General features: G+C 52.1%; 15 protein-coding genes. 11 read left to right on the top strand and 4 right to left on the bottom strand.

The window, feature by feature from the left end; translation table 11 throughout:
- Nucleotides 1–117: 117 nt before the first annotated feature.
- Together NSS64_RS17110 and NSS64_RS17105 are read left to right on the top strand one after the other, a co-directional pair.
- Nucleotides 118–570: a MerR family transcriptional regulator gene (locus NSS64_RS17110; protein ID WP_341140916.1), complete on the top strand. Its 453-nt coding sequence runs from the start codon at nt 118–120 to the stop codon at nt 568–570.
- Nucleotides 571–783: 213 nt separating this feature from the next.
- Nucleotides 784–1,698 carry a divergent polysaccharide deacetylase family protein gene (locus NSS64_RS17105; RefSeq protein ID WP_341140915.1) on the top strand — a complete coding sequence of 305 codons (915 nt, stop codon included), beginning with the start codon at nt 784–786 and terminating at the stop codon, nt 1,696–1,698.
- Here the strand turns inward: NSS64_RS17105 and NSS64_RS17100 are convergent.
- On the bottom strand, nt 1,685–2,488 hold the full coding sequence (locus tag NSS64_RS17100) for an N-acetylmuramoyl-L-alanine amidase family protein (RefSeq protein WP_341140914.1): 804 nt from the start codon (nt 2,486–2,488) through the stop codon (nt 1,685–1,687). The genes NSS64_RS17105 and NSS64_RS17100 overlap by 14 nt on opposite strands.
- A gap of 206 nt (nt 2,489–2,694) precedes the next feature.
- Here NSS64_RS17100 and NSS64_RS17095 point away from each other — a divergent pair, with 206 nt between their 5' ends.
- Entirely contained in the window at nt 2,695–2,889 is a 195-nt protein-coding gene (locus tag NSS64_RS17095; RefSeq protein ID WP_340941857.1) for a YqzE family protein, read from the top strand.
- Nucleotides 2,890–3,376: 487 nt separating this feature from the next.
- Here the strand turns inward: NSS64_RS17095 and NSS64_RS17090 are convergent, their stop codons facing one another.
- The 3 genes from NSS64_RS17090 to NSS64_RS17080 form a co-directional block, all read right to left on the bottom strand.
- The gene (locus tag NSS64_RS17090) at nt 3,377–4,456 is read right to left on the bottom strand and encodes a hypothetical protein (RefSeq protein ID WP_341140913.1); all 1,080 of its coding nucleotides are present in this window, start codon (nt 4,454–4,456) and stop codon (nt 3,377–3,379) included.
- A gap of 151 nt (nt 4,457–4,607) precedes the next feature.
- The gene (locus NSS64_RS17085; protein WP_445667802.1) at nt 4,608–5,690 is read right to left on the bottom strand and encodes a YqhG family protein; all 1,083 of its coding nucleotides are present in this window, start codon (nt 5,688–5,690) and stop codon (nt 4,608–4,610) included.
- Nucleotides 5,690–7,435 (bottom strand): DEAD/DEAH box helicase, encoded by a 1,746-nt coding sequence (locus NSS64_RS17080; RefSeq protein ID WP_340941854.1) that lies wholly within the window; start codon nt 7,433–7,435, stop codon nt 5,690–5,692. The genes NSS64_RS17085 and NSS64_RS17080 overlap by 1 nt, the downstream gene beginning before the upstream one ends.
- 423 nt (nt 7,436–7,858) lie before the next feature.
- Here NSS64_RS17080 and NSS64_RS17075 point away from each other — a divergent pair, with 423 nt between their 5' ends.
- The 8 genes from NSS64_RS17075 (at nt 7,859) to NSS64_RS17040 (ending at nt 22,903) form a co-directional block, all read left to right on the top strand.
- A complete protein-coding gene (locus NSS64_RS17075) occupies nt 7,859–11,635 on the top strand; it encodes an LAGLIDADG family homing endonuclease (protein ID WP_341140912.1) in 3,777 nt (1,258 codons plus the stop codon).
- Between the two features lie 821 nt (nt 11,636–12,456).
- On the top strand, nt 12,457–13,353 hold the full coding sequence (locus tag NSS64_RS17070; protein WP_341140911.1) for an ABC transporter permease: 897 nt from the start codon (nt 12,457–12,459) through the stop codon (nt 13,351–13,353).
- A gap of 36 nt (nt 13,354–13,389) precedes the next feature.
- Nucleotides 13,390–14,274 (top strand): carbohydrate ABC transporter permease, encoded by an 885-nt coding sequence (locus NSS64_RS17065; protein ID WP_341140910.1) that lies wholly within the window; start codon nt 13,390–13,392, stop codon nt 14,272–14,274.
- A 118-nt stretch (nt 14,275–14,392) separates the two neighbouring features.
- Nucleotides 14,393–16,042 carry an extracellular solute-binding protein gene (locus tag NSS64_RS17060; RefSeq protein WP_341140909.1) on the top strand — a complete coding sequence of 550 codons (1,650 nt, stop codon included), beginning with the start codon at nt 14,393–14,395 and terminating at the stop codon, nt 16,040–16,042.
- 116 nt (nt 16,043–16,158) lie between these two features.
- A complete protein-coding gene (locus NSS64_RS17055; protein WP_341140908.1) occupies nt 16,159–18,636 on the top strand; it encodes a PfkB family carbohydrate kinase in 2,478 nt (825 codons plus the stop codon).
- Entirely contained in the window at nt 18,633–20,909 is a 2,277-nt protein-coding gene (locus NSS64_RS17050; protein ID WP_341140907.1) for a GH32 C-terminal domain-containing protein, read from the top strand. Before NSS64_RS17055 ends, NSS64_RS17050 begins: the two co-directional genes overlap by 4 nt.
- A gap of 83 nt (nt 20,910–20,992) precedes the next feature.
- Nucleotides 20,993–21,358, top strand: a complete 366-nt coding sequence (locus NSS64_RS17045; protein WP_341140906.1) for a hypothetical protein — start codon at nt 20,993–20,995, stop codon at nt 21,356–21,358.
- 117 nt (nt 21,359–21,475) lie between these two features.
- Complete coding sequence (locus NSS64_RS17040; RefSeq protein WP_341140905.1) at nt 21,476–22,903, top strand: glycoside hydrolase family 32 protein; 1,428 nt, start codon at nt 21,476–21,478, stop codon at nt 22,901–22,903.
- Nucleotides 22,904–22,955 lie beyond the last annotated feature (52 nt).

The following is a 22,955-nucleotide window of genomic DNA, read 5'->3' as shown; positions in this document are numbered from 1 at the left end:
TATAACTTGGAGCTGAGTCCAAGTCAAGTGCCGGAATTAACCGTTGACTTGGAGCTGACTCCAGGTTATACAATGGTACGAAGGAACTTTTAGAGCAAGTAGAGAGGGAGTGGTTCTATGAGTCTGGCGGAAGCGGATCTTGCGCAGGGATATTCGATTAAGGAAACGGCGGAGCGGACCGGAATGCCGGAGGATACGATACGGTACTACGAGAAGATAGGACTGCTGCCCCGGGCGAAGCGCAAGGGGAACAGCCACCGCATTTATAGCGATGCGGATCTGGAGATGATGCAGATGATCTCCTGTCTCAAAAAAACAGGGATGTCACTCGACGATATGCGGCCCTATCTGAATCTGTCACTCGACACGGACTTGTCCGGCTATCCCGAGCTGCATGAGATGATCCGTAATCACAGAAGCAAGATCCTGGAGCAGATCGCTTCACTGCAGCAGATTGTAGACTTCATTGATGTCAAAATAGAGCAGGGAACGCTGGGCCCGCAGACCTGCGAGCTGACCGGGGACCGCAAGCAGATGCCAAGAGGACGTAAAACTAAAGCCAAAGCGTGAGGGTTAATGCGAAGCAGGAGGGGATTCAGGTGCTGAAGGCTATGCTTGACGCTGACAGGCGCGGAGCCGGAGGAATGGCATAGATGCCGCCAGGGCCGCCCGTGCCGTATCCACATCCCATTGTTAATAATTGCGTTAAGACTCTGTACATATTTAACCTTCGTGAGCCAAACAATGAGAACAATTGTTGAATCACGAAGGAGGTGTTCCATCATGAAAATAAACAACCGCAGAGTGAAGTGTGTTCTTCTATATCCATTGGCCGCAGCTGTGATTATGTCGGCGGCGCTGATCCCGTCAGGTCCGCATGCAGTGTCTGCTGCTGCATCGCCAGACAAGGCAGTTTCAGCACCCGCACCTGCGGATAGCAGAGGGAGCAGCGCATCGGGCAACCGGACAGCCGGGAATCAGCCGCAGCAGGCGCTCAGCCGTGTGGCGGTCATTATCGATGATTTCGGCAACAGCATGCGCGGGACAGAGGAAATGTTCAAGCTGCCCGTCAAAATCACCGTCGCAGTCATGCCATTCCTGCGCTCCAGTGAGCAGGATGCCCGGCGCGCCCATGAGCTGGGCTTCGATGTGCTGGTCCATCTGCCGATGGAGCCGCGTCAGGGCAAAGCGGAATGGCTGGGACCGGGGGCCGTGCTTACAAGCATGAGTGATGCCGAAGTCCGGGGGCGGGTGGAGGCTGCACTTGATAATGTGCCTTACGCGATCGGCATCAACAACCATATGGGCTCCAAGGTGACCGGAGATGAACGGGTCATGGGTATTGTGCTGGAGGTCTGCAAGGAGCGCGGTCTATTCTTCGTAGACAGCCATACCAATTACCGTTCAGTCGCGGGACGGATGGCCCGGGAGCTGGGAATGCCGCCGGTGGAGAATCATATTTTCCTGGATGATGTGCATTCGGCAAGCCATGTGGAGAAGCAGATGAAGCTGGTGCAGGAGCGGGCCTTGAGCCACAAGTTCTGCGTTACCATCGGTCATGTCGGTATCCAGGGCAAAGAGACCGCCGCGGGCATCCGCAGCGGCATTGCCGGAATGAAGGACAAGGTGCAATTCGTCGGCATTTCCGATCTGGTCCGCGAGGAATGGAAGTGGAATTCCCGGCTTACACTTCCATAAGGAAGGCAGCAATCCCGTTCGCAATGGCTTCGGCGATCTCTTCCTGACCCTTTGGTGTACAGAGCTTCTCGCGGTCAGCCGGACTGCTGACAAATCCCGCCTCAACGATCACCGTTGTGGCGGTTATTTTGTTGAGCAGGTAAAAGGGCTTGCCCCGGACAGGATCATTCTTCATCCTGTAGAGCTGGTTGAGCTGATCCTGAATGGTCCGCGCCAGCAGGAAGCTGCGCCCTTCCTGGCGGTACAGGACGAGCGGACCATGCTTGGACGGCGATTTCGCCCAGTTAATATGGATGCTGACTACGACATTAGCCGGAAGCGTCTCTGCCAGCTCCTTGCGCTGGGCCAGATCGCGCAAATGCCGGGATCTGCTTCTCAGCCACAGATTCTCATCGCTGGGTGCATAATCGCCGGTCCGGTTCAGGATGGTATCGAAGCCGTCCGCACGCAACAGAAGAAAGAGGCGGCGTGAGATGGCGAGGGTGATGTCCTTCTCCAGAATGTTGCCGTAGGAGGTTCCGCCGTCAATCCCCCCATGGCCGGCATCGATCAGAATGATCCGCTGGTCATGGCCGAGCATATGCTGGCGCTGGCCGGGCTGCTCTGCCTGCGGTTCAGTGCGGGGGGCAGCCGCATGGATCTCTGCGGGGTGGCCTGTTGTAAGCAGGAGCAGAATGCTTGCTGCGGCAATAATCCGCTGCAGCTGCCGCCGGGATCTCAGCCGGGGCTGCTCTTTTGAACGGTGGGACTGTGTAGCGCTATAGGGCTCCAAAGCTTCCGATTGTCTCATGTGAATAACCTCCCTGCCGGAATAATCAACAGCTACTTGTACTTAATGACGGTTTATACAGGTGTAGTCTTGTTAGATTGTGCCTTAACAGCCCAACCTATACGAAGCTTCGGATTCCGGTTTAGAGATCAGAGGATTGGAGCACACTATAGACATAAGGTCAAGCGGCGGGAACCCGCCAAGCACTCACCTGGGAGGTGTATGAGATGGCATCCGGCGGAGATGATCTAGTGAAGTATATTACGGAGAAGGTAGTCGTCTACATTGAGAACCCGCGCGCTGTCCATGCCCGGCGGAAGGCAGAGAAGCAGCCGTGGGCGGAAAAGTGGTTCGGCACGCTGCCGCTCGCCTGGTCCGTCTGGCGCAGCAAATGGAGCCGGGGCGGGGATGGTAAGGAGTAGCGATTTAGGCAGTGAGCGGGCGTTGAGAGGAATTCAGGTGTATAAATGCACCTGAATCTGGAGAAAGCAGGCGTTGAGAGGAATTCAGGTGTATAAATGCACCTGAATCTGGAGAAAGCGGGCGTTGAGAGGAATTCAGGTGTATAAATGCACCTGAATCTGGAGAAAACGGGCGTTGAGAGGAATTCAGGTGTATAAATGCACCTGAATCTGGAGAAAACGGGCATTGAGAGAAATTCAGGTGTATAAATGCACCTGAATCTGGAGAAAGCGGGCGTTGAGAGGAATTCAGGTGTATAAATGCACCTGAATCTGGAGAAAGCAGGCGTTGAGAGGAATTCAGGTGTATAAATGCACCTGAATCTGGAGAAAGCAGGCGTTGAGAGAAATTCAGATGTAGAAGCAAACAGCCTTCCCGAGAGGTACCGTACAGACGGCACCCAGGAAGGCTGTTTCAGTATGGAGTGGGAATTCTGCCAGTGCCAGTCTACCGGCTTGAATCGGGCAGAACAGCCGAGCCCAGCGTGGCTCCCCCGGGCAGCGGCACCGGCAGCTTGTGGAAGGTGCCTGCCTTCTGAAGGGCGCTAAGCGGGAGATAGCGGATGCCACCGGGACCGGCGGCGGCATAGACTACGGCGGCTTCAGTGCTGCCTTGGTCCCGGGAAGCGCCTGGCTTCAGCCAGCTCTGGCTGCCTGTAATCATGAATGGCGCGCCCAGAGTATCGTTGTGCCCCGGGGACTGGAAGGCGAGACTGCCCCGCTCCTGAAGCAGAGCGCTCAGGCTTGCTCCGTTCAACGTCTTCAGCCCGGGTGCGGTCAGCCACAGCAGATCGGCATACGGGTCATCCTCTCCGCCGCTCCGCAGAGCGGGCTGGGGAGTGCGCGCCTGGCCCGGGCCGGAGGACAGCATAGCTGAGGCTTCCGGTGCAGCATTAAGAATATGCTCAGCCTGGCTCTGACTCCAGGGCAGCGTCTCCAGAACGGTAGCATTCAGATACAACGTTCTGTTCTCCGTAGTGATTTTCCAGACGGGCAGCATTGGAGCATAGAGCGCCGTAACCCCGATGGCTCCTGAAGAATTAGAGGGTATCAGTCCTTGCTGCACCAGATACTGGCGCAGTTCAGTCATACTGTAAGGGAGACCATCGGTTCCGGCTCCGTATTCGCTAAGCAGATAGCCGCCCTGATCCGCAGCGGAGATAATGAGATAGCCGATCCGCTGACCGCTGTGCATCACATTGACCAGCCAGCTCCGCGTTCCCGGACCAAGAGGGTAGACCTCCGTTCCGGCATCCTTCCATTCCTTAAAAGGAGCATCCGCCGAGAGCTGGCTAATCGTCTGGCGGGTGAAGGCCTGCAGTGTTTCCGGCGCTGGAATCGGCTTCATCTCAAGTCCCGGAAGAAGCACCTCCTGCGTAACGGCCTGCGTCACGCTCAGCCGGCTGGCTTGTGACGCTAGCGCCTGGGGAGAGGAGGCGCTGGCAGCCAACAGAGTCAGTCCAAGAATCAGACAGAGGAGCAGGCGGCCACGCCGCCGGAAGCCCTTCTGCCTCGCAGTGATATTCATAGGTTCAGTCACCTTTCCTGTTTAGAGGGAATTTACGCTTCTTACTGTTCATTGTAGGGGACAAGCCCTGAAAAGGCTGTTGCTTGCTGTCGCGGCCGGCGGCGGGAGTTTCGCTGTTTTTTTGCCTGCTTTTAGCGGACAAGGTCGCATTCTATGTGCTGCGCAGATGAAACAATCCGTACGTTACGGCAGAAACTGCAATCTGCGGCTCATACTGCCACGAGGTCTCCTGGCGGCGGCGGTTGTACTGCTCCAGGATGGCGAGGCGCTTCTCTTCTTCCGGTTCTTTCAGCAGCTCCGCGTAATAGATGTCCACGATGCTAAGCTCCAGCTCCAGCCGCTCACGCGCTTCTTCCGCCCAGGTGTAATCCAGCAGCGCCAGCTTCGAGGTCAGATATCCCTCCAGCCGGTCGGCCCCGTCCGTAATCCCCAGCTCGAACGGCTGGACATGAATGTTCTCCGGCAGCCGGGGCGTCAGCTCCTTGCCGGCCAGCCGGGCCTCGAAGTCCGGGACAATCAGCCCGGAGGTTAACGACACCGCGATGAAATGCAGCTCCTCCCGCTTCAGGTCACAGGTCATCTCGACCTTGTAGCAGACTGCCAGCCATGGCTCGTAGGCGGCCGAGAACAGCGTGGTCCGCTGCCTTAGGCCAGGGTCCTCGAACAGCTGGAGGCACCGGCCTTCGTCACGCGCCGCCGACCAGATCTGCCGCAGGCGCTTGCTGCCGTAGGTCACATCCTCGCGGCGGATCATCCCCGGCCCAAGGCGCGGCAGCGCCGGAACGATGCCGAAGTACCGCGCGAGGATGCTGTCCTCCGGCGCAGCCGAGACCCCGGGCGGCACCACTCCGCCCGGCACTTCAGTCTGCGCTCCGCCCGTCGCTGCGCCAAGCTCCGCCCCTGCTTCGGCATCCGCCGCCCCGGGCAGACCCGGCGGCGCTCCCGCCCCTGCCGGGCGGCTGGCCGCGCCGCGCGGGCGGGCCGCAGGTGCAGCGGCCTGCGCGGCCAGTTCATCGTACTTCTGCGGGTCGAAGACGAAGCTGAAGGAGAGGGTCTCGGGATCTACGCCGGTGCGCTCCACGAAGCCCCAATAATAAGGGCGGTCCGTCAGCATCCGGTCCGCGCGCGGGGAGAGCTTCACCGTCACATGCAGCGGAGAGGATTCAAGAATGGTGCATTCGGTCGCTTCGAGATAATCCATGACCTGCTTGCGCACCTCAATAGGGGTCAGCATCAGTTAGGCACCCCGCTATCATCCAGCTTGGCGTGGGTCAGCTCGCTGAGCGAATCGCCGATCGTATCCAGCCCGGTGCGCAGCTCCTCGTCGCTGCCCGCTTCGAGAACGATTTTGTACAGGCTTTTCTCAAGCGAGCCCTTCTGCTCGAAGCGCTCCAGAATGACATCCAGCCCGCCGATGACCATCTCGAACATGTTGATTTTCTCATGCAGCAGGTGGAGGATATGCTCTTCAATGGTCCCTTCGGTGGAGAGGTTATAGATGACCACATCATTCTCCTGACCGAGCCGGTGGACCCGGCCGATCCGCTGCTCGACCCGCATAGGATTCCAGGGCAAATCGAAATTGATCATATGGTGGCAGAACTGCAGGTTGATCCCCTCGCCGCCGGCTTCGGTGGCAATCATCACCTGGGCGCGTCCGCGGAAGAGGTCCATCATCCAGTCCTTTTTGCCGCGGTTCATTCCGCCCGAGTACGTCACACATTGCAGTCCATGCTCACGGAAATACTGGAGCAGATACTCCTGCGTGGCGCGGTACTCTGTGAAGACGATCACCTTCTCGTTCATTTCACGGATTAACTCCATCGTCTTCTCCGCCTTGGTATTCGTCTTGACCGTACGGATCGTCTGGAGCAGCCCCATCATCCGCTCGCGCTTCGGCGAATCGGCCGGCAGCTTCTTGATCAGATTCACCAGCGTTACGAACACCGCATCCCGGCTGCTGCACACCTCACGTTGAAGCGTGACCAGGGAGAGCATACTGCTGAGATTGCCGCCCGCCTCCTGATACTGTTCTTTGACAAAAGCGGTCACGCCGTCATACAGCGCCTTCTCCTCTGCGGAGAGAGTGAGGGGGATATTGCGCACCTTGCGCTTGGTGAAATTCACCGGGCCTTCGCCCCGGCGGTTGCGGATCATAACCTTGGACAACTCGCCCCGAAGCTGGACCTCGTTCTTGGGCTGGCGCTTATCCACCACGAAATTGGTAGCAAAATCGCCCTGATTCCCCAGCTGGCCCGGCTTCAGCAGGGTGATCAGATTGAACAGCTCGCCGAGATCATTCTGCACGGGGGTGGCGGTGAGCAGCAGGCAGTACTTTTTGCGGAGCTGCTGTACGAAGAGGTAATTGGTCGATTTCTTGTTCTTCAGCTTATGGGCTTCGTCAATAATCAGCATGTCGTATTCCTGGCTCAGCAGCATTTCCTTATGCGGGTCACGCTTGGCCGTATCCATCGAGGCGACGACAATGTCATTGCCCCAGGAATAGGCTTTCTTTTGCGCTACGGCAGAGATTCCGAACTTGGTATTCAGCTCCCGCACCCATTGCAGGACAAGCGAGGCCGGCACTAGAATCAGAACCTTGCTCACCAGCCCGCGCACCAGATACTCCTTCAGCACCAGCCCGGCTTCGATGGTCTTGCCAAGTCCGACTTCATCGGCCAGAATCGCCCGTCCAGACATCTCGAACAGCACCTTGTGCGCTGTATCCAGCTGATGGGGAAGCGGAGACAGCCCGGACAGATGCTTCATACACTGCAGCTCATCGAAGCTGGTAACCAGGCCCGACTGCTCTCCCTGCACGGCAAGGCGGGATAAGCGCCAGTCGCCCCACGGCCCCCCTTTATCCAGTCTAGATTCCAGATCATGCAGCCAGTTGCGCTCAAAAGATAGAGGAACAGGCAGCAGCGGCGCAGAAGTTACCTTCTCTTGGGGCAAGGAATTGCGGAATAATTGCGTCATGTTGCAGCCTCCTCCGTCGCAGTTTTCATATCGAAATGCGTAGCAGTAGTATGCTCGTTTCAGAGAGATTTCATAACCAGAGGAGTATGGAATTCACAGAGGAACGCTGTAATCCGCCTTGAAAGCTTTCAGTTCCGGTGTCTGCAAAAAAGCGAGAAAGAGGGAGGAAATGAGCCTTTCTTTTCCCGATTTTCCGTTATTCCTGCCTGGGGCTGCTTTTTCAAAAAAGACCGCTATCCACAACATGTGGTATAGTTTAAAAGTTAACGCACACCATATATTGTTACAAAAGAATGAAATTTAGCTGGTATGCGGATTTTTTCGGCTGTTTGTTATTGACAAGAGGAGCTTCCGCAGGACAAGCAGGCTGCGGCTGCCCAGCCGCCGGAAGCATGACCTATTAATCCCCGGGAGGTTTTGCTATTGAGTACAGTGGAACACAACAAGCGTCTAGAGGGTCTGAGCGAGAAAATATTCCTGGACCGGTATGCCTGGAAGGACGCTGACAGCAATAATGCCAAGGTAGGCGATGTGGTGCTTGTCCTGACCAAGGACGATCCGAAGTTCCCGACCAAGGAGGTTGGCGAGATTGTAGAGCGTACAGGCCGGATGGTAACGGTTCGAACCCGCAGCGGCGAGCTGGTGCAGTCGGATGTGGAGAAGCTGACGCTGAACATCGAGAAGACGCCGGAGGAGATGTGGGACCGTCTCGCGGCAGCGATGGCCTCTGTAGAGAAGACTCCTGAGCTTCAGGAGGAGTGGACAGGCAAATTCCGCTCGATTCTGGATGACTGGAAGCTTGTGCCGGGCGGCCGGATTGCGGCGGGTGCCGGAGCGAGCGAGGAGCTTACACTGTTCAACTGCTATGTTATTCCATCGCCAAAAGACAGCCGGGGCGGCATCATGGAGACACTCTCCGAGATGACAGAGATTATGGCCCGCGGCGGCGGGGTTGGGATTAATCTGTCTTCGCTGCGCCCGCGCCGCGCTATCGTCAGAGGGGTGAACGGCTCCTCCAGCGGCTCCGTGTCCTGGGGCGGCCTGTTCAGCTATACAACCGGACTGATTGAACAAGGCGGCAGCCGCCGCGGCGCGCTGATGCTGATGATCAACGACTGGCACCCGGATGTGCTGGACTTCATTACCGTGAAGCAGACCATGGGTCAGGTTACCAATGCCAACCTGTCGGTATGCGTAAGTAATAGCTTCATGAAGGCGGTCAAAGAGGATCTGGACTGGGAGCTGGTTTTCCCGGATACCACCGACCCGGATTACGACACCCTCTGGGACGGCGATCTCGATAAATGGAAGGCAGATAACCGCCGCGTCATTCCTTACCGTACCGTCAGAGCACGCGATATCTGGCATACGATTATCGAATCGGCTTGGAAGTCCGCAGAGCCGGGCGTTGTTTTCATGGAATATTATAATCAGATGTCGAATAGCTGGTATTTCAATCCGATTATTTGTACGAATCCGTGCTTCCACCCGGATACCCGGATTGCAACGGAATACGGTCTCTTAACCATTGAAGAGCTATATAAGAAGGTCGGAACGGAATCCTTCCTGGTGGGAACCGATTTGAGACTCGTGGAGCAGGCCAAAGTGGTTGGCGGAAGAAGCTATGAAGTCCCAGGTCTACAGATGAGACGGGCTACAGTGTTCCCAACCGGCACCAGAGAAACCTTGAAGATATCGCTGCAAAATGGGGTGGAGCTGTCCGTAACGCCTGAACACCGCTTATTTACTGACTCTGGCTGGAAAGAGGCCCGGAACCTGAGTGCTGAAGATAGTGTATATTTGCAGTCTGGTGAGGGCGGGTTCGCGGCTGAGGATGAACTTGGTGAGGATTGGGGCTGGTTCCTGGGCTGGCTTACAGGTGACGGCTGGCTGTCCAAACGCGGCGACATCGGAATGGTGTTTGGAGAGGCAGACAGCGAAGTAATTCCAACACTTATTGATGCTGCCGAGCGTATTACTGGTGTGAGTGCGAAGGTATTCGACAGAACGAATGGCACCAAACAAGCTTATTGGTGGCGTAAATCGTTCCGCGAACAACTTGAGAGACTCGGAGTCAAGGCGGTCAGAGCCGCCGACAAAGAGGTTCCGGCCGCGCTATATACTGCTTCACGCGAGACCGTTGTAGCCTTCCTGCAAGGATTGTTCTCGGCAGACGGAACGGTATATGACCGTGACGAGATGCATCGTTCCGTTCGTCTGACCTCCGCTTCCAAGAAGCTGCTTCAAGGCGTTCAATTGCTGCTGCTTAATTTCGGAATTAACAGCTCCATCTATAACCGTGAGAAGAAGAATCAGGCTGTATTTACGTATACAACTATCGCGGGCGAGGAACGCAGCTACGAGGGCGGCGGATTCTATGAGCTGATCTTAAGCGGCAACAACATTCTTGAATTCAAGAATAAGATCGGTTTTAAGCTGATCTCCAGAAAACAAGAGGCGCTGGAGCGCATTGCCAGACCTTCCCGCAAAAATGAAAAGTTTATCTCCAAGGTCGTTAGTGTCAAAGCAGGCGAGGTTGTGACGGTATACGATATTACCGAGCCTGTAACGCACTCACTGATCGCTGGTGGTATTGTTGCCCATAACTGTGGAGAACAGGGCCTGCCCGGCTGGGGCGTGTGCAACCTGTCCGCCGTCAATCTCTCCAAGTTCTACGATGAAGAGAAGCATGATGTGGACTGGGCAGATCTGGCGAGAACTACCCGGTATTCTGTGCGTTTCCTGGACAATGTTATCGACAAGACACCGTATCATTTCCCGGAAAATGAAGCCAACCAGAAGCTCGAACGCCGCGTAGGCCTCGGCACTATGGGACTGGCTGAGCTGATGATCAAGCTGAATATCCGCTACGGCAGCCCGGAATCGCTGGAGTTCCTGGACAAGCTCTACGGCTTCATGGCCCGCGAGGCCTATCTGGCTTCTGCGGAGATTGCAGGCGAGAAGGGGGCGTTCCAGGCCTTCGACACAGATAAATATTTGCAGAGCGGCTTCATGCGGAATATTACCGAGGTCTACCCAGAGGTCGGCGAATCCATCCGCAAGCACGGAATGCGCAACGTGACTGTCATTACCCAAGCGCCTACCGGCAGCACCGGAACCATGGTTGGTACATCTACTGGCATCGAGCCGTATTTTGCCTTCAAATATTTCCGCCAGAGCCGTCTCGGCTATGACGAGCAATTCGTGCCGATTGCCCAGGAGTGGCTGGAAGCCCATCCGGGAGAGGAACTGCCGGACTACTTCGTCACATCAATGGATTTGTCCGCTAAGGATCATATCCGCGCTCAGGCCGCGATCCAGCGCTGGGTGGACAGCTCGATCTCGAAGACAGCGAACTGCCCGTCTGACTTCACAGTGGAAGAGACCGCCGAGCTGTACGAAATGGCTTTCGATCTGGGCTGCAAAGGCGTAACGATCTACCGTGACGGCAGCCGTGATGTGCAGGTACTGGAGACCAAGAAGAAGGAAGATAAGAAGGATGCTGCGGCAGAAGTTGAAGTTAAGGAAACCGAGGAGAAAGAAAATGCATCAGCAGCTCCGGCAACTGTAGCAGTAGCTCCCGGCCCGCAGGCAGCAGCCAGCGGAGTAGATAAGCAATACAAGAAGCGCCCGCAAGTGCTGCGCGGCGCGACCTATAAGATCAACACGCCGTTCGGTATGGCGTATATCACTATCAACGATCTCGATGGCATCCCGGCTGAGATCTTCCTGAACGTCGGCAAGGCCGGCTCTGACGTCTTCGCCATGGCCGAAGCCCTCGGCCGCGTCTGTTCACTGTTCCTGCGCTACGGTGATCACGGCGAGAAGGTCGGCCTGCTGATCAAGCACCTCAAGGGCATCGGCGGCTCCGGCGCCATCGGCTTCGGCGCGAACCGCGTCGAGTCCATCGCCGACGCCGTAGCCAAAGCCCTGGAGACCCATGTGCTGAACAACGCCCATGACGACCATATCCCGGCGCCTATCGCCGCCACACTGGAGCTTGATTTCAACGAGGCGCTGAGCGCCGAACTGAAATCCACGGTTCCTGCGGCAGCTACTAACGATGGCCATGGCGGTCATGACGCGCACAGCCACGCTACCGCTTCGCGGGACCTCTGCCCTTCCTGCGGCAGTGCCTCGTTGATTAATATTGAGGGGTGTAAGACCTGCGGGAATTGCGGGTATAGCCGGTGCGGGTGAGGATTGAAAGATATTAATACATTTTAAAAAAGCAAAGTACATTGATGAGTCGTTAAATTTCAACTCAGACTCTTTCAAACAGGCTTGGAGCGTTCAGGGTTTCTTATTGACCCTAATGTAGATTGGAACGTTCTTTCTTCACAGAACAACGTTGTTTAGAAACAACCGGTAAATCTGTTAGGACTAGATAAGAAAACAACGCCCCTCTTCGTAAAGGGGGCGTTGTTTTACGTTGTGCTTAGTTACTAGCTTTGTCCATTTCGTATCCATATACTGTATAGCCAGCGCTAAACCAATCTTGGAGTGTGCTAGTTTTTTTTGTGAGATCGACATGTCCATCAGCTCCAAAGTCCGCATTTACGGCATCACCTGTTTGTAGACTCGAACACTCAATCATAAATACACACCGCTGGTGATTGTACTCAGAGTCTACAAGCAAACATTGATAGCGGCTCCCTGGTCAGGGATATTGTCTCCGCTGTACTAATTGCCAACGGACAGGGAGCTTTCCTCTGTCCGTTGTTGATCAGGTTGAACCTGCTGTTGAGCCATCGGAAGGAGAAATTCATGCAAAAGAATAATTATTGACAACGCTCTCAAAAACAAATAAAATCAAAATATAAAAACGATTACGCAAACGATTACCTGTCTTCAGAATCAGGGAATGGCAAGTGTATTTATATAAAAAAATAAACACTTATTTTTTTATATAATAGGAGTGCATGTTAACCTTTGCCACAAGAAGCAGGAGGGCTTACAAAATTATAAAAAAAGGTCTTGTCGATTACGTAATCGTTTACTTTGGAGGTGGAGGAAAATACATGCTCGGGAAAATGAAAAAGAATTATGAATTGTACTTATTGATTTTAATCCCAGTAGCCTATTTTACAATTTTTAAATATTGGCCTATGTATGGGGTACAAATCGCTTTCAAAGACTTTGTAGCTTCCAAAGGGGTTTGGGGCAGTGAGTGGGTGGGTTTAGAACATTTTCAACGCTTTTTTGAATCATACAATTTCAAACAAATCGTAGGAAATACTCTTTTACTAAGTGTGCTCAATTTGGCTATAGCTTTTCCATTTCCCATTATTGTAGCGATTATGCTGAATCAATTAAGACAGCAGAAGATGAAAAAATTCATTCAGACTACGATTTACGCGCCCTATTTCATTTCAACCGTTGTCTTGGTCGGAATGCTGTTCATTTTCCTGTCCCCGACCAGCGGTTTGGTGAATCATATTGTAACCGCCTTCGGCGGCGAACCGATTATGTTTATGGGAGAGGAAAAATGGTTCAGGCCTCTGTACATATTCTCCTCCGTATGGCAGGAAACCGGGTTTGCGTCTGTGATCTACTTGGCTGCCCTGGCGGGGATCGACCCGCATTTGCATGAGGCAGCGGTTATGGATGGTGCATCCAAGTGGCATCGGATTCGGCATATTGATTTACCCGGTATCGCCCCTACTATTATTGTGCTGTTCATTATGGCTGTTGGCAATTTAATGAATGTAGGGTTTGAAAAGGCATTTCTTATGCAGACGGATTTGAATGTCGCTACATCCGAGATTATTCCAACCTATGTATACAAAGTGGGGATTCAACGGGCGGAATACAGCTTTTCGGCAGCGATCGGACTGTTTAATTCCGTAATTAACCTGATACTACTAATAATTGTAAATAAAACAACTAAGAAAATAAGCGGCAAGGGCTTGTTTTAGAGGCGGGAAACGCCTGTTAGAAGGAGGAGAGAAACCATGCTCAAGAGAAAAACGAAATCAGATCTGGTATTTGATATCATCAATTATTTGTTTCTCGGCTGCTTCACTTTAATGATTCTGTATCCCCTATATTTCATAGTGATCGCTTCCATCAGTGACCCGAACAGGATTTATTCCGGTGATGTGTGGCTTCTGCCGCAAGGTATAACCTTTGACGGATATAAAAGAATTTTCAGCGACAGTTCAATCTGGAATGGCTATAAAAATTCTATTCTCTACGCGGTGCTGAATGGATTTGTCAGTACAGCACTTGTCATCATGGCGGCGTATCCGCTTTCAAGAAAAGATTTTTATGGAAGAAATGTAATAATGACCTTCTTTATCATCACGATGTTCTTCAACGGCGGTATTATTCCGACATATCTGGTTGTAAAAGATCTGCATTTGATGAACTCGATGTGGGCGGTCATTCTACCGGGGGCAATGGATGCTTTCCTGATTATCATTGCAAAAACATTTTTCGAGGAATTGCCTGAAGAATTGAGAGAGGCGGCTGCCATTGATGGAGCAAAGAATCTCAGATATTTATGGAGTATCGTTCTTCCTCTATCTAAACCGATTATTGCAGTTCTTGTGCTCTTCGCAGTTGTACGCCAATGGAACGGATTCTTCGATGCTCTAATTTATTTGAGTGATGGTGATAAATTCCCGTTACAGCTGGTTCTTCGAAACATTCTGATCCAAAGCCAACCGTCCGGCAATATGCTTATGGATATTGATAACATGCTGGCCAAACAGCGTGTGACAGAATTAATTAAGTTCGGTGTGATTATCGTTTCCGCTGTTCCGTTGTTAGCCTTATACCCGTTCTTACAAAGATATTTTGTCAAAGGAGTAATGGTAGGTTCGGTGAAGGGGTGAGAGCTGGCCTGTCAAACCGTCGTTAAGGAGGTGTTGTGGGGCTGAATTAGAATGGGATTGGTCTATCCCGGATCAAAGAAGGATGTAATGAACAGATTTAATAGGGAGGTTAAGAAGAATGAACAAACAAGCTGCAGGTCTATTGGCAGTGGTAATGGCCGTTTCCGTATTTGCTACGGCCTGTAACAGCAACAACGGTAATGGCAATGCAGGTACGAATACAGAGAATAGTGGAAATCAAGTGGATGACAGTGTATCCATTCAATTTCCTCTAAAAGAAAAAACCACCTTAAAGGTGGTTGCCCGCAGAGCTCCGCTGGCGCCAAGCGATTATAACGAAATGACCATGGCTAAAAAACTTGAGGAAGCGTCAAATGTTCATATCGACTGGGACACCATTGTAGAGACAGATTACAACGAGAAGAAGAATCTGCTCATAGCAAGTGGCGACTTGCCTGAGATGTTCTTCGGAGCCAACTTCACAGATACAGAGCTGATGAAATACGGTGCAGACGGCACCATTATACCTCTAAATGATCTGATTGACAAACACATGCCTAACTTGAAAGCATTGTTTGACAAGAGACCCGATATCAAAGCTATTGTTACAGCTCCGGACGGCAATATTTATTCCCTTCCTGCGGGTGAAGAGCTTGGCACTGGTCAAGAAGATATTGGATCTAACCCGGATTTCCTCTATATCAATCAGGATTGGCTGAAAAAGCTGGGGCTGAACATGCCGACTACTCTTCAAGAGTATCATGATGTACTGCTTGCCTTTAAAACCAAAGATCCTAACGGCAATGGAAAAGCAGATGAAATTCCGTTATCCTTCGTCAATGCATTCTGGACAGGGGATATCGGTTATCTGTTCGGAGCCTTCGGCGTACCAGACAAAACCTATCAGCCTGCTAACAACGCCTATGCGGAGCATTTAAATGTGGACAATGGCAAGGTTTCATATGCGGCCGTTCAAGACGGATATAAAGAGGCTGTAACTGAGATCGCAAAATGGGTAAAGGAAGGCTTGATTGATCAGGAATCGTTCACTCAAGAATATACCCAATATTATGCAAAAGGGAAAACGGAACCGGAAACTCTTGGCTCATTTCTCTGGTGGGACCGTACGGACGTAGTGGGTCCTGAACGTGACGAACATTATCCGATTGTACCTCCGTTCAAAGATATGGTTGTTAAATGGAACAGCGGCTCCGCACTTTCCAGAGGAGGCTCGGTCATTACCAAAGAAGCCAAGAATCCTGCATTGGTTGCGGCGTGGTTGGATTTGATATACAAACCGGAAACCACGGCTGAAGTCCGTTGGGGCCCTATTGGCGAATGGTTTGAAAAATCTGCCGATGGCAAATTGGTACAGAAGTCGGATATCAGCAACCCGGGTGAGTTCCGTCAAACCGTATCACTGGGCGGAGGAGGCGTGTTCACGGGTGAAGACTTCACCAACATTGCACCTCCAGAAGCACGTGCGCAGCAAAGAATGGATGATATCAAAAATATTTTTGTACCGCAAATGCAAAAGGAGAAATATCCGAACATCTTCTTTACTGAAGAAGAGTTGAAAACTATCGATAAGCTGAAACCGGAAATACAAACCTATACGAACTCCATGCGTGCCAAATTCATGTTAAAAGGGGTCTCTGACTCCGAATGGAATGACTACCTGGCTTCACTTAAAGATATGGGCTTGGAGGATCTGATGAAGATATACCAAGACGGTTATGACCGTTATCTTGCAGCTCAAAAGCAATAAATTAGGATAGGCAAGGCATGTAGCAAGCCTGATTGAGAGCCTTCACTCAGGCTTGCTACCTATGTTTTCGGATTAGAGTCGTATATATAAATGATGGATTAGGGGTGGAGAACCATATGGTTGATATAACAGCAATAGGAGAAGTACTGATTGATTTCACACCGGCAGGGTTGTCCGAGAACGGTGAACAGCTATTTGAATGCAATCCCGGCGGGGCACCAGCGAATGTAGCTGTAGTTTTGTCCAAGTTTGGAAAATCTGCGGCATTTATCGGTAAAGTCGGTGAAGACCAGTTCGGGGAATATCTTACTCAGGTCTTACAGGGAAATGGTGTGGATACAAAGGGCTTAATGAAGCAGAAGAATGCGAGTACAACGCTGGCATTCGTTCATCTCAAAGAAGATGGCGACCGTACATTCAGCTTCATCCGTAACCCGGGTGCGGATATGCTTCTGGGAATCGGGGATGTTGATCTGAATTATATCGAGGGTTCGAGAATATTTCACTTCGGCTCTGTCTCGATGACCCATGAGCCTTCGGCGAGCGCCACGTTAACCACATGCCTTCATGCGAAAAAGAATGGAGCTCTGATTTCATTTGATCCCAATCTGAGACCGGCACTTTGGCGGGATTTGGAGGAGGCGAAGGCCAAGATCGAGGAAGGACTTGCTCTTGCGGATATTGTTAAAATCTCCGAAGAGGAACTTGAGTTTATTACAGGTCTCACTGCTTTGGAAGAGGGTACCCGCCAAATTCAAACCCGATTCAAGGTGAAAGTGATTCTGGTGACTAAGGCTGAAAAAGGGTGCTTCGTCAGGTTCGGCTTAGGCTCCAAATGGGCGGATGTGCCAGGCTTTAAAGTTGATACCGTTGATACTACCGGTGCGGGAGATGCATTTCTTGGCGGGTTCCTCTATCAGCTGCTCGAGAGAGGCTGCAGCATCGGCCAGATCAGAGATCAGGACTGGATTCCTATTATCCAATTTGCGAACGCTGTGGGTGCTTTGGTAACGACACGGAAAGGAGCCATTCCGGCCATTCCAACTTATAAGGAAGTCACAAAACAGATTCAGTCAACGGGCACGGATGTGTTCAAAGAATCTTACCGGCCTCAATTCCATTACTCACCGCCGGCTATGTGGATGAATGATCCTAACGGCATGGTCTATTTCGAAGGGGAGTACCATTTGATGTACCAGTATCATCCCGAAAGTACCGTATGGGGTCCTATGCACTGGGGACATGCGGTGAGCAAGGATTTGGTGAACTGGGAAACACTCCCTGTTGCCATGTCACCGGATCATAACGGAGCTATTTTCTCTGGAAGCGCAGTTGTGGACTGGAAGGACACCAGCGGATTCTTTGATGGCGGGTCGGGATTGGTGGCTATATTCACCCATGCAGATATCTACCCGGATTCAGACAGGCCGAGACAGCGCCAAAGCCTGGCCTACAGTAAGGATAAAGGTAGAAGCTGGACGTTATACTCGGGAAATCCGATCCTGTCCGATATCGGAATCACAGACTTCCGTGACCCCAAAGTCTTCTGGATGGAAGAGGCCGGTGTCTGGGTGATGGTGCTTGCGTGTGAGGATCATATCCGTTTTTACCGGTCGGTTAACTTGAAGGAATGGGATTATGCCAGCGAATTCGGCAAGTCGGATGGCTCACACTACGGTGTATGGGAATGTCCGGATTTATTTGAATTAACAATAGACGGGTTCAATCAGAAAAAGTGGATATTGATCGTCAGTATCGGAGACAATCCGGATTGTCCGGAAGGCTCCAAAACCCAATACTTCATTGGAAGCTTTGATGGCAGGGAGTTTGTAAATGAGAATACTCCGGATACGGTGCTGTGGCTGGATGAGGGACGGGATAATTACGCGGCAGTTTCCTGGTCGGATATTCCGGATGAAGACGGACGGCGCATAATTATCGGATGGATGAACAATTGGAGGTATGCCAACCAGACACCTACTGCTTCCTGGCGAGGCGCAATGACTCTCCCCCGCGTATTATCGCTGGCCCGCACGAATGGAACTGTAATTCTTACTCAGATGCCTGTCCGGGAAATAGAGGAGTTGCGGAAAGAGTCACTATCCTGGAGTGATGTAACGGTTACACGGGAGACTCCGTTTATTCATATGACTAACGATGATCTGCTGGAGATTGAAGTGAACATCGATATCCGTTCCGCAGAAGAGGTTCATATCCAATTGGATTCCTCAGGGCAGAGTGAGACCATTATCGGATATGATCCTCAGCGCGAGTGGTTGTTCATCGACCGTTCCAAATCGGGACTGACAGATTTCAACCCGTCATTTGCATGCAAGCATGGTGCCAGATTAGTTTCAGAGAATGGAACTATTAAGCTGCGCATCTGGGTGGATCGTAGTGTGGTAGAAGTATTTGCGAATGATGGAATACTTGCGCTGACAGATCAGATTTTCCCTGATGAACCGATTGATAATGTAAGGATAAGCACAGAGGCCGGGAGTGCGGAGCTAAACTCGCTTTATATCCATACTCTTCATTCAATTTATAAGCCTGAAGGCAGCATAGAGCAGAGATCAGGGAGGGTTAAGGTATGAGCGGAATCATCGATAAGCAAGGTCTAATGATGTACTGGGCCTTTGATGAAGAGACCGGAGCAAGTGCTCTAGAGAGTGTATCTGATACCCTGGATGACGTCCAGTACGTATTTAACCAGGCGCAATTCACCGAACCGTCTACTCCGCAGTGGAGACAGGGGGTATCGGGAAATGGGCTCCTCTTCGATGGTTACTCCACATATATTGCCCATCCAGCCCATGGGGAACAGCGTAATGGGGAGCCTGAATATCTCTCAACTCTCAGTATCGGAGTTTGGGTTGCCCCGCGCACCTATGAGTGGGGATATGAAGGCAAGCTGGCGGCCATCGTGAACCGGCACAATAAGGATGTCAAACAGGGATACCTGCTGGGCATGTTCCGGCATGGCTCCTGGTCCTTCCAGATCGGGCTTGAGGGAGGAGAATGGAAGGAGCTCTGGTCGCCGGACGGCTATGAATTGCCGAAGAATGAGTGGTCTTACCTTAATGCTGTATTCAACGGGAATGATGGAGCAATGAAGCTGTTTCTTAACGGCAGCGAGATCGCTTCAGCCGCTGTGCCCCGCGGTTGCCGCATGGCTGCGGCGGTGGACAAAGATCTGCTGATCGGCAGGAACAATCACAGCAGCAAGCTTGTAGAGGCGTTCAGCCTTCATATGTTCGGCGGCATCATGGATGAGCTGAAGATATATAACCGCGCCTTGAGCAGTGAGGAGGTAGCAGCTTCTTATCAGGAGGTGCTGGCCGCGCACGGAGGCGACAAGCCGCAGGTGAAACATGATGACATCAAGCTGGACCGTACACCCCTGCTGGCGGACCGCCACAGGCCGCAATATCATGTCAGCCCGCCGGCCCACTGGATGAATGAGCCGCATGCGCCTATTTATTTTGACGGACTTTATCATTTATTCTATCAGCATAACCCGCAAGGGCCGTACTTTCACCATATCCACTGGGGACATTGGGTAAGCGAGGATCTGGTGCACTGGCGTGATCTTCCTATTGCCTTGGCGCCTGAGAAGGATCAGCTTGCACCGGACGGGATTTGGTCAGGAAGCGCGACCTATGATGCAGACGGCCTTCCGGTCCTATTCTTTACGGCGGGCAATGACAGTGCTTCCCCGAATCAGAGCGTAGCGCTTGCCAGAAGCACCTATTCCCTCGACAAGGACCCCGAACTGGTTCACTGGATCAAACATCCCGAGCCGCTTATCGTACAAAAAAAAGGAATGGGCCTTTTCGGAGACTTCCGGGACCCGTTTGTATGGAAGGACGATGATGGCTGGTATGCTTTGGTCGGGTCGGGAACCGAAGGTGGAGGCGGGGCAGCGCTGGCATTTACCTCGCAGGATATGCTGAGCTGGACGTACAAAGGGCCGTTTATGGAAGCGGATATTCAGAAGTTCCCTTATCTTGGACCGATCTGGGAGCTTCCAGTATTTCTCCCTCTGGGTAGTGACAAAGAAGGTGTGAGCAAGTATCTCCTGTTGGTCAGCCCTGTGGGGAAGGGGGCAGATGTCGAGGTATTCTATTGGATTGGACAGCTGGACAAGCAGAGTCTCTCGTTCCTTCCAGATCAAGAGGAGCCTCAATTAATTGATGTCGGCGATTTCCATTTCACCGGTCCGAGCGGCATGGTTGATCCGAAGACGGGCCGGAATATCGTCTTTACCATCGCGCAGGGTGACCGCACATCTGAGCTGGAATACCAGGCGGGCTGGGCCCACAACGGCGGCTTGCCGCTAAGCGTGTATCTGCGGGAGGATGGACAGCTGGGCATTGAGCCGATTCAGGAGCTGGAGTCGCTGCGCGGCGCGAAGTTGCTATCAATTCAGAAGAAATCATTAGCGGAAGCCAATGATCTTCTTAAAGATGTTCAATGCGATATGCTTGAGATTCAACTGGAACTGGAATCAAGCACTGCGGTACAACTCGGAATCAAAGTTCGGCGGTCGCCGGATGGAGAGGAAGAAACGTTGCTGTATTATGACTGGAATGACTCCATGCTTGTAGCCGACCGGTCAAAAACAACGCAACATTCGGGAGAAAAATGCAGCGGGGTTCAGGGTGGCAAGCTGGAGCTCCTGGGAGAAAATCTGAAGCTGCATATCTATTTGGACCGCTCCATGGTTGAAGTCTATGCCAACGGTTTGAAAAGTCTGACGACCCGGGTGTATCCGAGCCGAATGGATGCTCTGGGGCTTGAAATCTGGGGGACTGGCGAACTGTTGGTTAAATCCATGGAGATTTGGGAAATGAAGTCTATCTGGTAGCAGGCTTGCTTGAATAAGAAATGACTAAGGAGGCCCGTTGATGAGAGAAGTCAAAAGAGGTAAAGCGTGGATATCCATAATGGTTGCTGGACGGTATTCAAGGCGGCTATCATTTGTGGGGCTTCAATGAGGCAGCTGGCGGTGACAGCTTAACGGGAACGCTGAAATCACAGAATTTCGTTCTTGGCGGGAACGGCAGGCTCAATTTCCTGGTCAGCGGCGGGCGTGATATCGATAAGCTGTATGTTGCGCTGGTCCGGGCATCGGACGGCAAAGAGCTGTTCAAAGAGACAGCCACTAATTATGAGGAGTATCAGCGGAAGATTTGGGATGCATCGCAGTATATCGGCCAAGAGCTCTACATTAAAGTGGTAGATCATTCGACAGGCGGTTTCGGGCATATTAACGTTGATGATTTCAATGTGCCGGTTAAGGTGCAGAACCAGTAATACCGGCAAGAATGCCTAAAGGTTAAAAGCGCAGCGGGTATTGTAACCTCAAGAAGCCTGGATACTTTTGCACCTCAGGATACCCTAAGCTATTCAAGATAACGGGAGGAATAAGCAATGAAGGAATTTTTCTATCGTCCGGATAACGCTTGGGTAGGGGATGTCATCCCTTATTATGAAGAAGGGGAGTTTAAACTTTTTTATCTGCATGGCTGGAGAGAAAATGACCGTGAAGACCTTGAGCACGGTTGGCATCTGCTTGGAACGAAGGATTTCGTGAATTACCGGGAAGATGGAGCCTGCAAAATCGATGGCGGAACCGGCCACATTCTCAAAGTGGATGATGTCTATCATATGTTCTACTGTATCTTTCCCGAAGGGAAACAGTTCGCCTGTCATGCTATCAGCAAGGACCTGCGCACATGGGAGCCGATTCCTGAAGATACTTTTGGCCCGGACGGTGAAATATATGAGCTGGCAGACTGGCGCGATCCCTTTGTCTTCTGGAATGAAGAAGAGGGGCAGTACTGGATGCTGATCGCCGCTCTGGCCAAGGGACCGACGAACCGGAAAGGCTGCACGGGTCTGCTGTCCTCCAAGGATCTTAAGCATTGGGAATACCGTGAGCCATTGTACGCACCGAACCTACATGTAGGCGCGCACGAATGCCCGGACTTGTTCCGGATGGGGGATTGGTGGTATCTGATTTATTCCTCTTATACGGGGCGTTTCGGCACTTTTTACCGGATGAGCCGTTCCTTGAACGGACCATGGATTGCACCGCCGGAGGAAGCCTTAGATGGACGGGCTTATTATGCGGCGAAGTCGGTATCGGATGGATACAAGCGGTATTTGTTCGGCTGGAATCCGACGAAGAACGACGATCTGTTCGGCTGGAATCCGCCGAAAGCTCCAGGCAAAGACTATAATACCTGGGATTGGGGCGGCAATCTGATTGTACATGAAATAACTCAGCGCCCGGATGGAACGCTCGGTGTTAACGTTCCTGCCACTGTTGTCTCTGCTTTTGCTGAACAGGTACCCGTGAGCTTTAAAGGGATTGCGGGAGAATGGGTGATCACAGACGATATGCTGCGCTGTGACTCTCCTTATGCTTTTGCAGGTTGTCTCACACAGGAGGAACTGCCCGGTCAGTGCAAGATTTCTGCAACTGTACGTTTTTCGGGATCGGCCCAGGGGCTGGGGTTCATGCTTCGGGCAGGCGAAAGTCTTGACTTTGCCTACTATATTACGCTGGAGCCGGAGCGTAGCCGGATTACCTTCCGTGGGCCGATTATGCAATCTGAGGATGGGGGCAAGACCTTCCCTTACGATGTCGAGCTGGAACGTCCGCTTAAGCTGCTGCCGGAACAGGAATATGAGCTGAAGGTGTTTATTGACGGCACGATTTGCGAAATTTATGTTGGGGGGGAAGTGGCGCTGAGCGCCAGAATGTATGATATTGAGCAAGGAAAGCTAGCCTTGTTCGTTAGTCAGGGAGCAGCGGAATTTAAGCAGGTTAAGATACAAACATTAAGAGCTTAGTATGAATAGAGGAAAATGTAATGTTAGAAGAAACCAGACTTGACTTACAATA

The sequence above is a fragment of the Paenibacillus sp. FSL H8-0122 genome, from assembly GCF_038005345.1.
GTDB lineage: Bacteria > Bacillota > Bacilli > Paenibacillales > Paenibacillaceae > Paenibacillus_AQ.
The sequence above is the reverse complement of the archived record's forward strand: the minus strand, read 5'-3'. Positions and strand labels throughout refer to the sequence as shown.

Excerpts from the sequence above, each read along its gene's own strand:
- NSS64_RS17110 (WP_341140916.1), top strand. The coding sequence starts at position 118 with ATGAGTCTGGCGGAAGCGGATCTTGCGCAGGGATATTCGATTAAGGAA.
- NSS64_RS17105 (WP_341140915.1), top strand. The coding sequence starts at position 784 with ATGAAAATAAACAACCGCAGAGTGAAGTGTGTTCTTCTATATCCATTG.
- NSS64_RS17100 (WP_341140914.1), bottom strand. The coding sequence starts at position 2,488 with ATGAGACAATCGGAAGCTTTGGAGCCCTATAGCGCTACACAGTCCCAC.
- NSS64_RS17095 (WP_340941857.1), top strand. The coding sequence starts at position 2,695 with ATGGCATCCGGCGGAGATGATCTAGTGAAGTATATTACGGAGAAGGTA.
- NSS64_RS17090 (WP_341140913.1), bottom strand. The coding sequence starts at position 4,456 with ATGAATATCACTGCGAGGCAGAAGGGCTTCCGGCGGCGTGGCCGCCTG.
- NSS64_RS17085 (WP_445667802.1), bottom strand. The coding sequence starts at position 5,690 with ATGCTGACCCCTATTGAGGTGCGCAAGCAGGTCATGGATTATCTCGAA.
- NSS64_RS17080 (WP_340941854.1), bottom strand. The coding sequence starts at position 7,435 with ATGACGCAATTATTCCGCAATTCCTTGCCCCAAGAGAAGGTAACTTCT.
- NSS64_RS17070 (WP_341140911.1), top strand. The coding sequence starts at position 12,457 with ATGCTCGGGAAAATGAAAAAGAATTATGAATTGTACTTATTGATTTTA.
- NSS64_RS17065 (WP_341140910.1), top strand. The coding sequence starts at position 13,390 with ATGCTCAAGAGAAAAACGAAATCAGATCTGGTATTTGATATCATCAAT.
- NSS64_RS17060 (WP_341140909.1), top strand. The coding sequence starts at position 14,393 with ATGAACAAACAAGCTGCAGGTCTATTGGCAGTGGTAATGGCCGTTTCC.
- NSS64_RS17055 (WP_341140908.1), top strand. The coding sequence starts at position 16,159 with ATGGTTGATATAACAGCAATAGGAGAAGTACTGATTGATTTCACACCG.
- NSS64_RS17050 (WP_341140907.1), top strand. The coding sequence starts at position 18,633 with ATGAGCGGAATCATCGATAAGCAAGGTCTAATGATGTACTGGGCCTTT.
- NSS64_RS17040 (WP_341140905.1), top strand. The coding sequence starts at position 21,476 with ATGAAGGAATTTTTCTATCGTCCGGATAACGCTTGGGTAGGGGATGTC.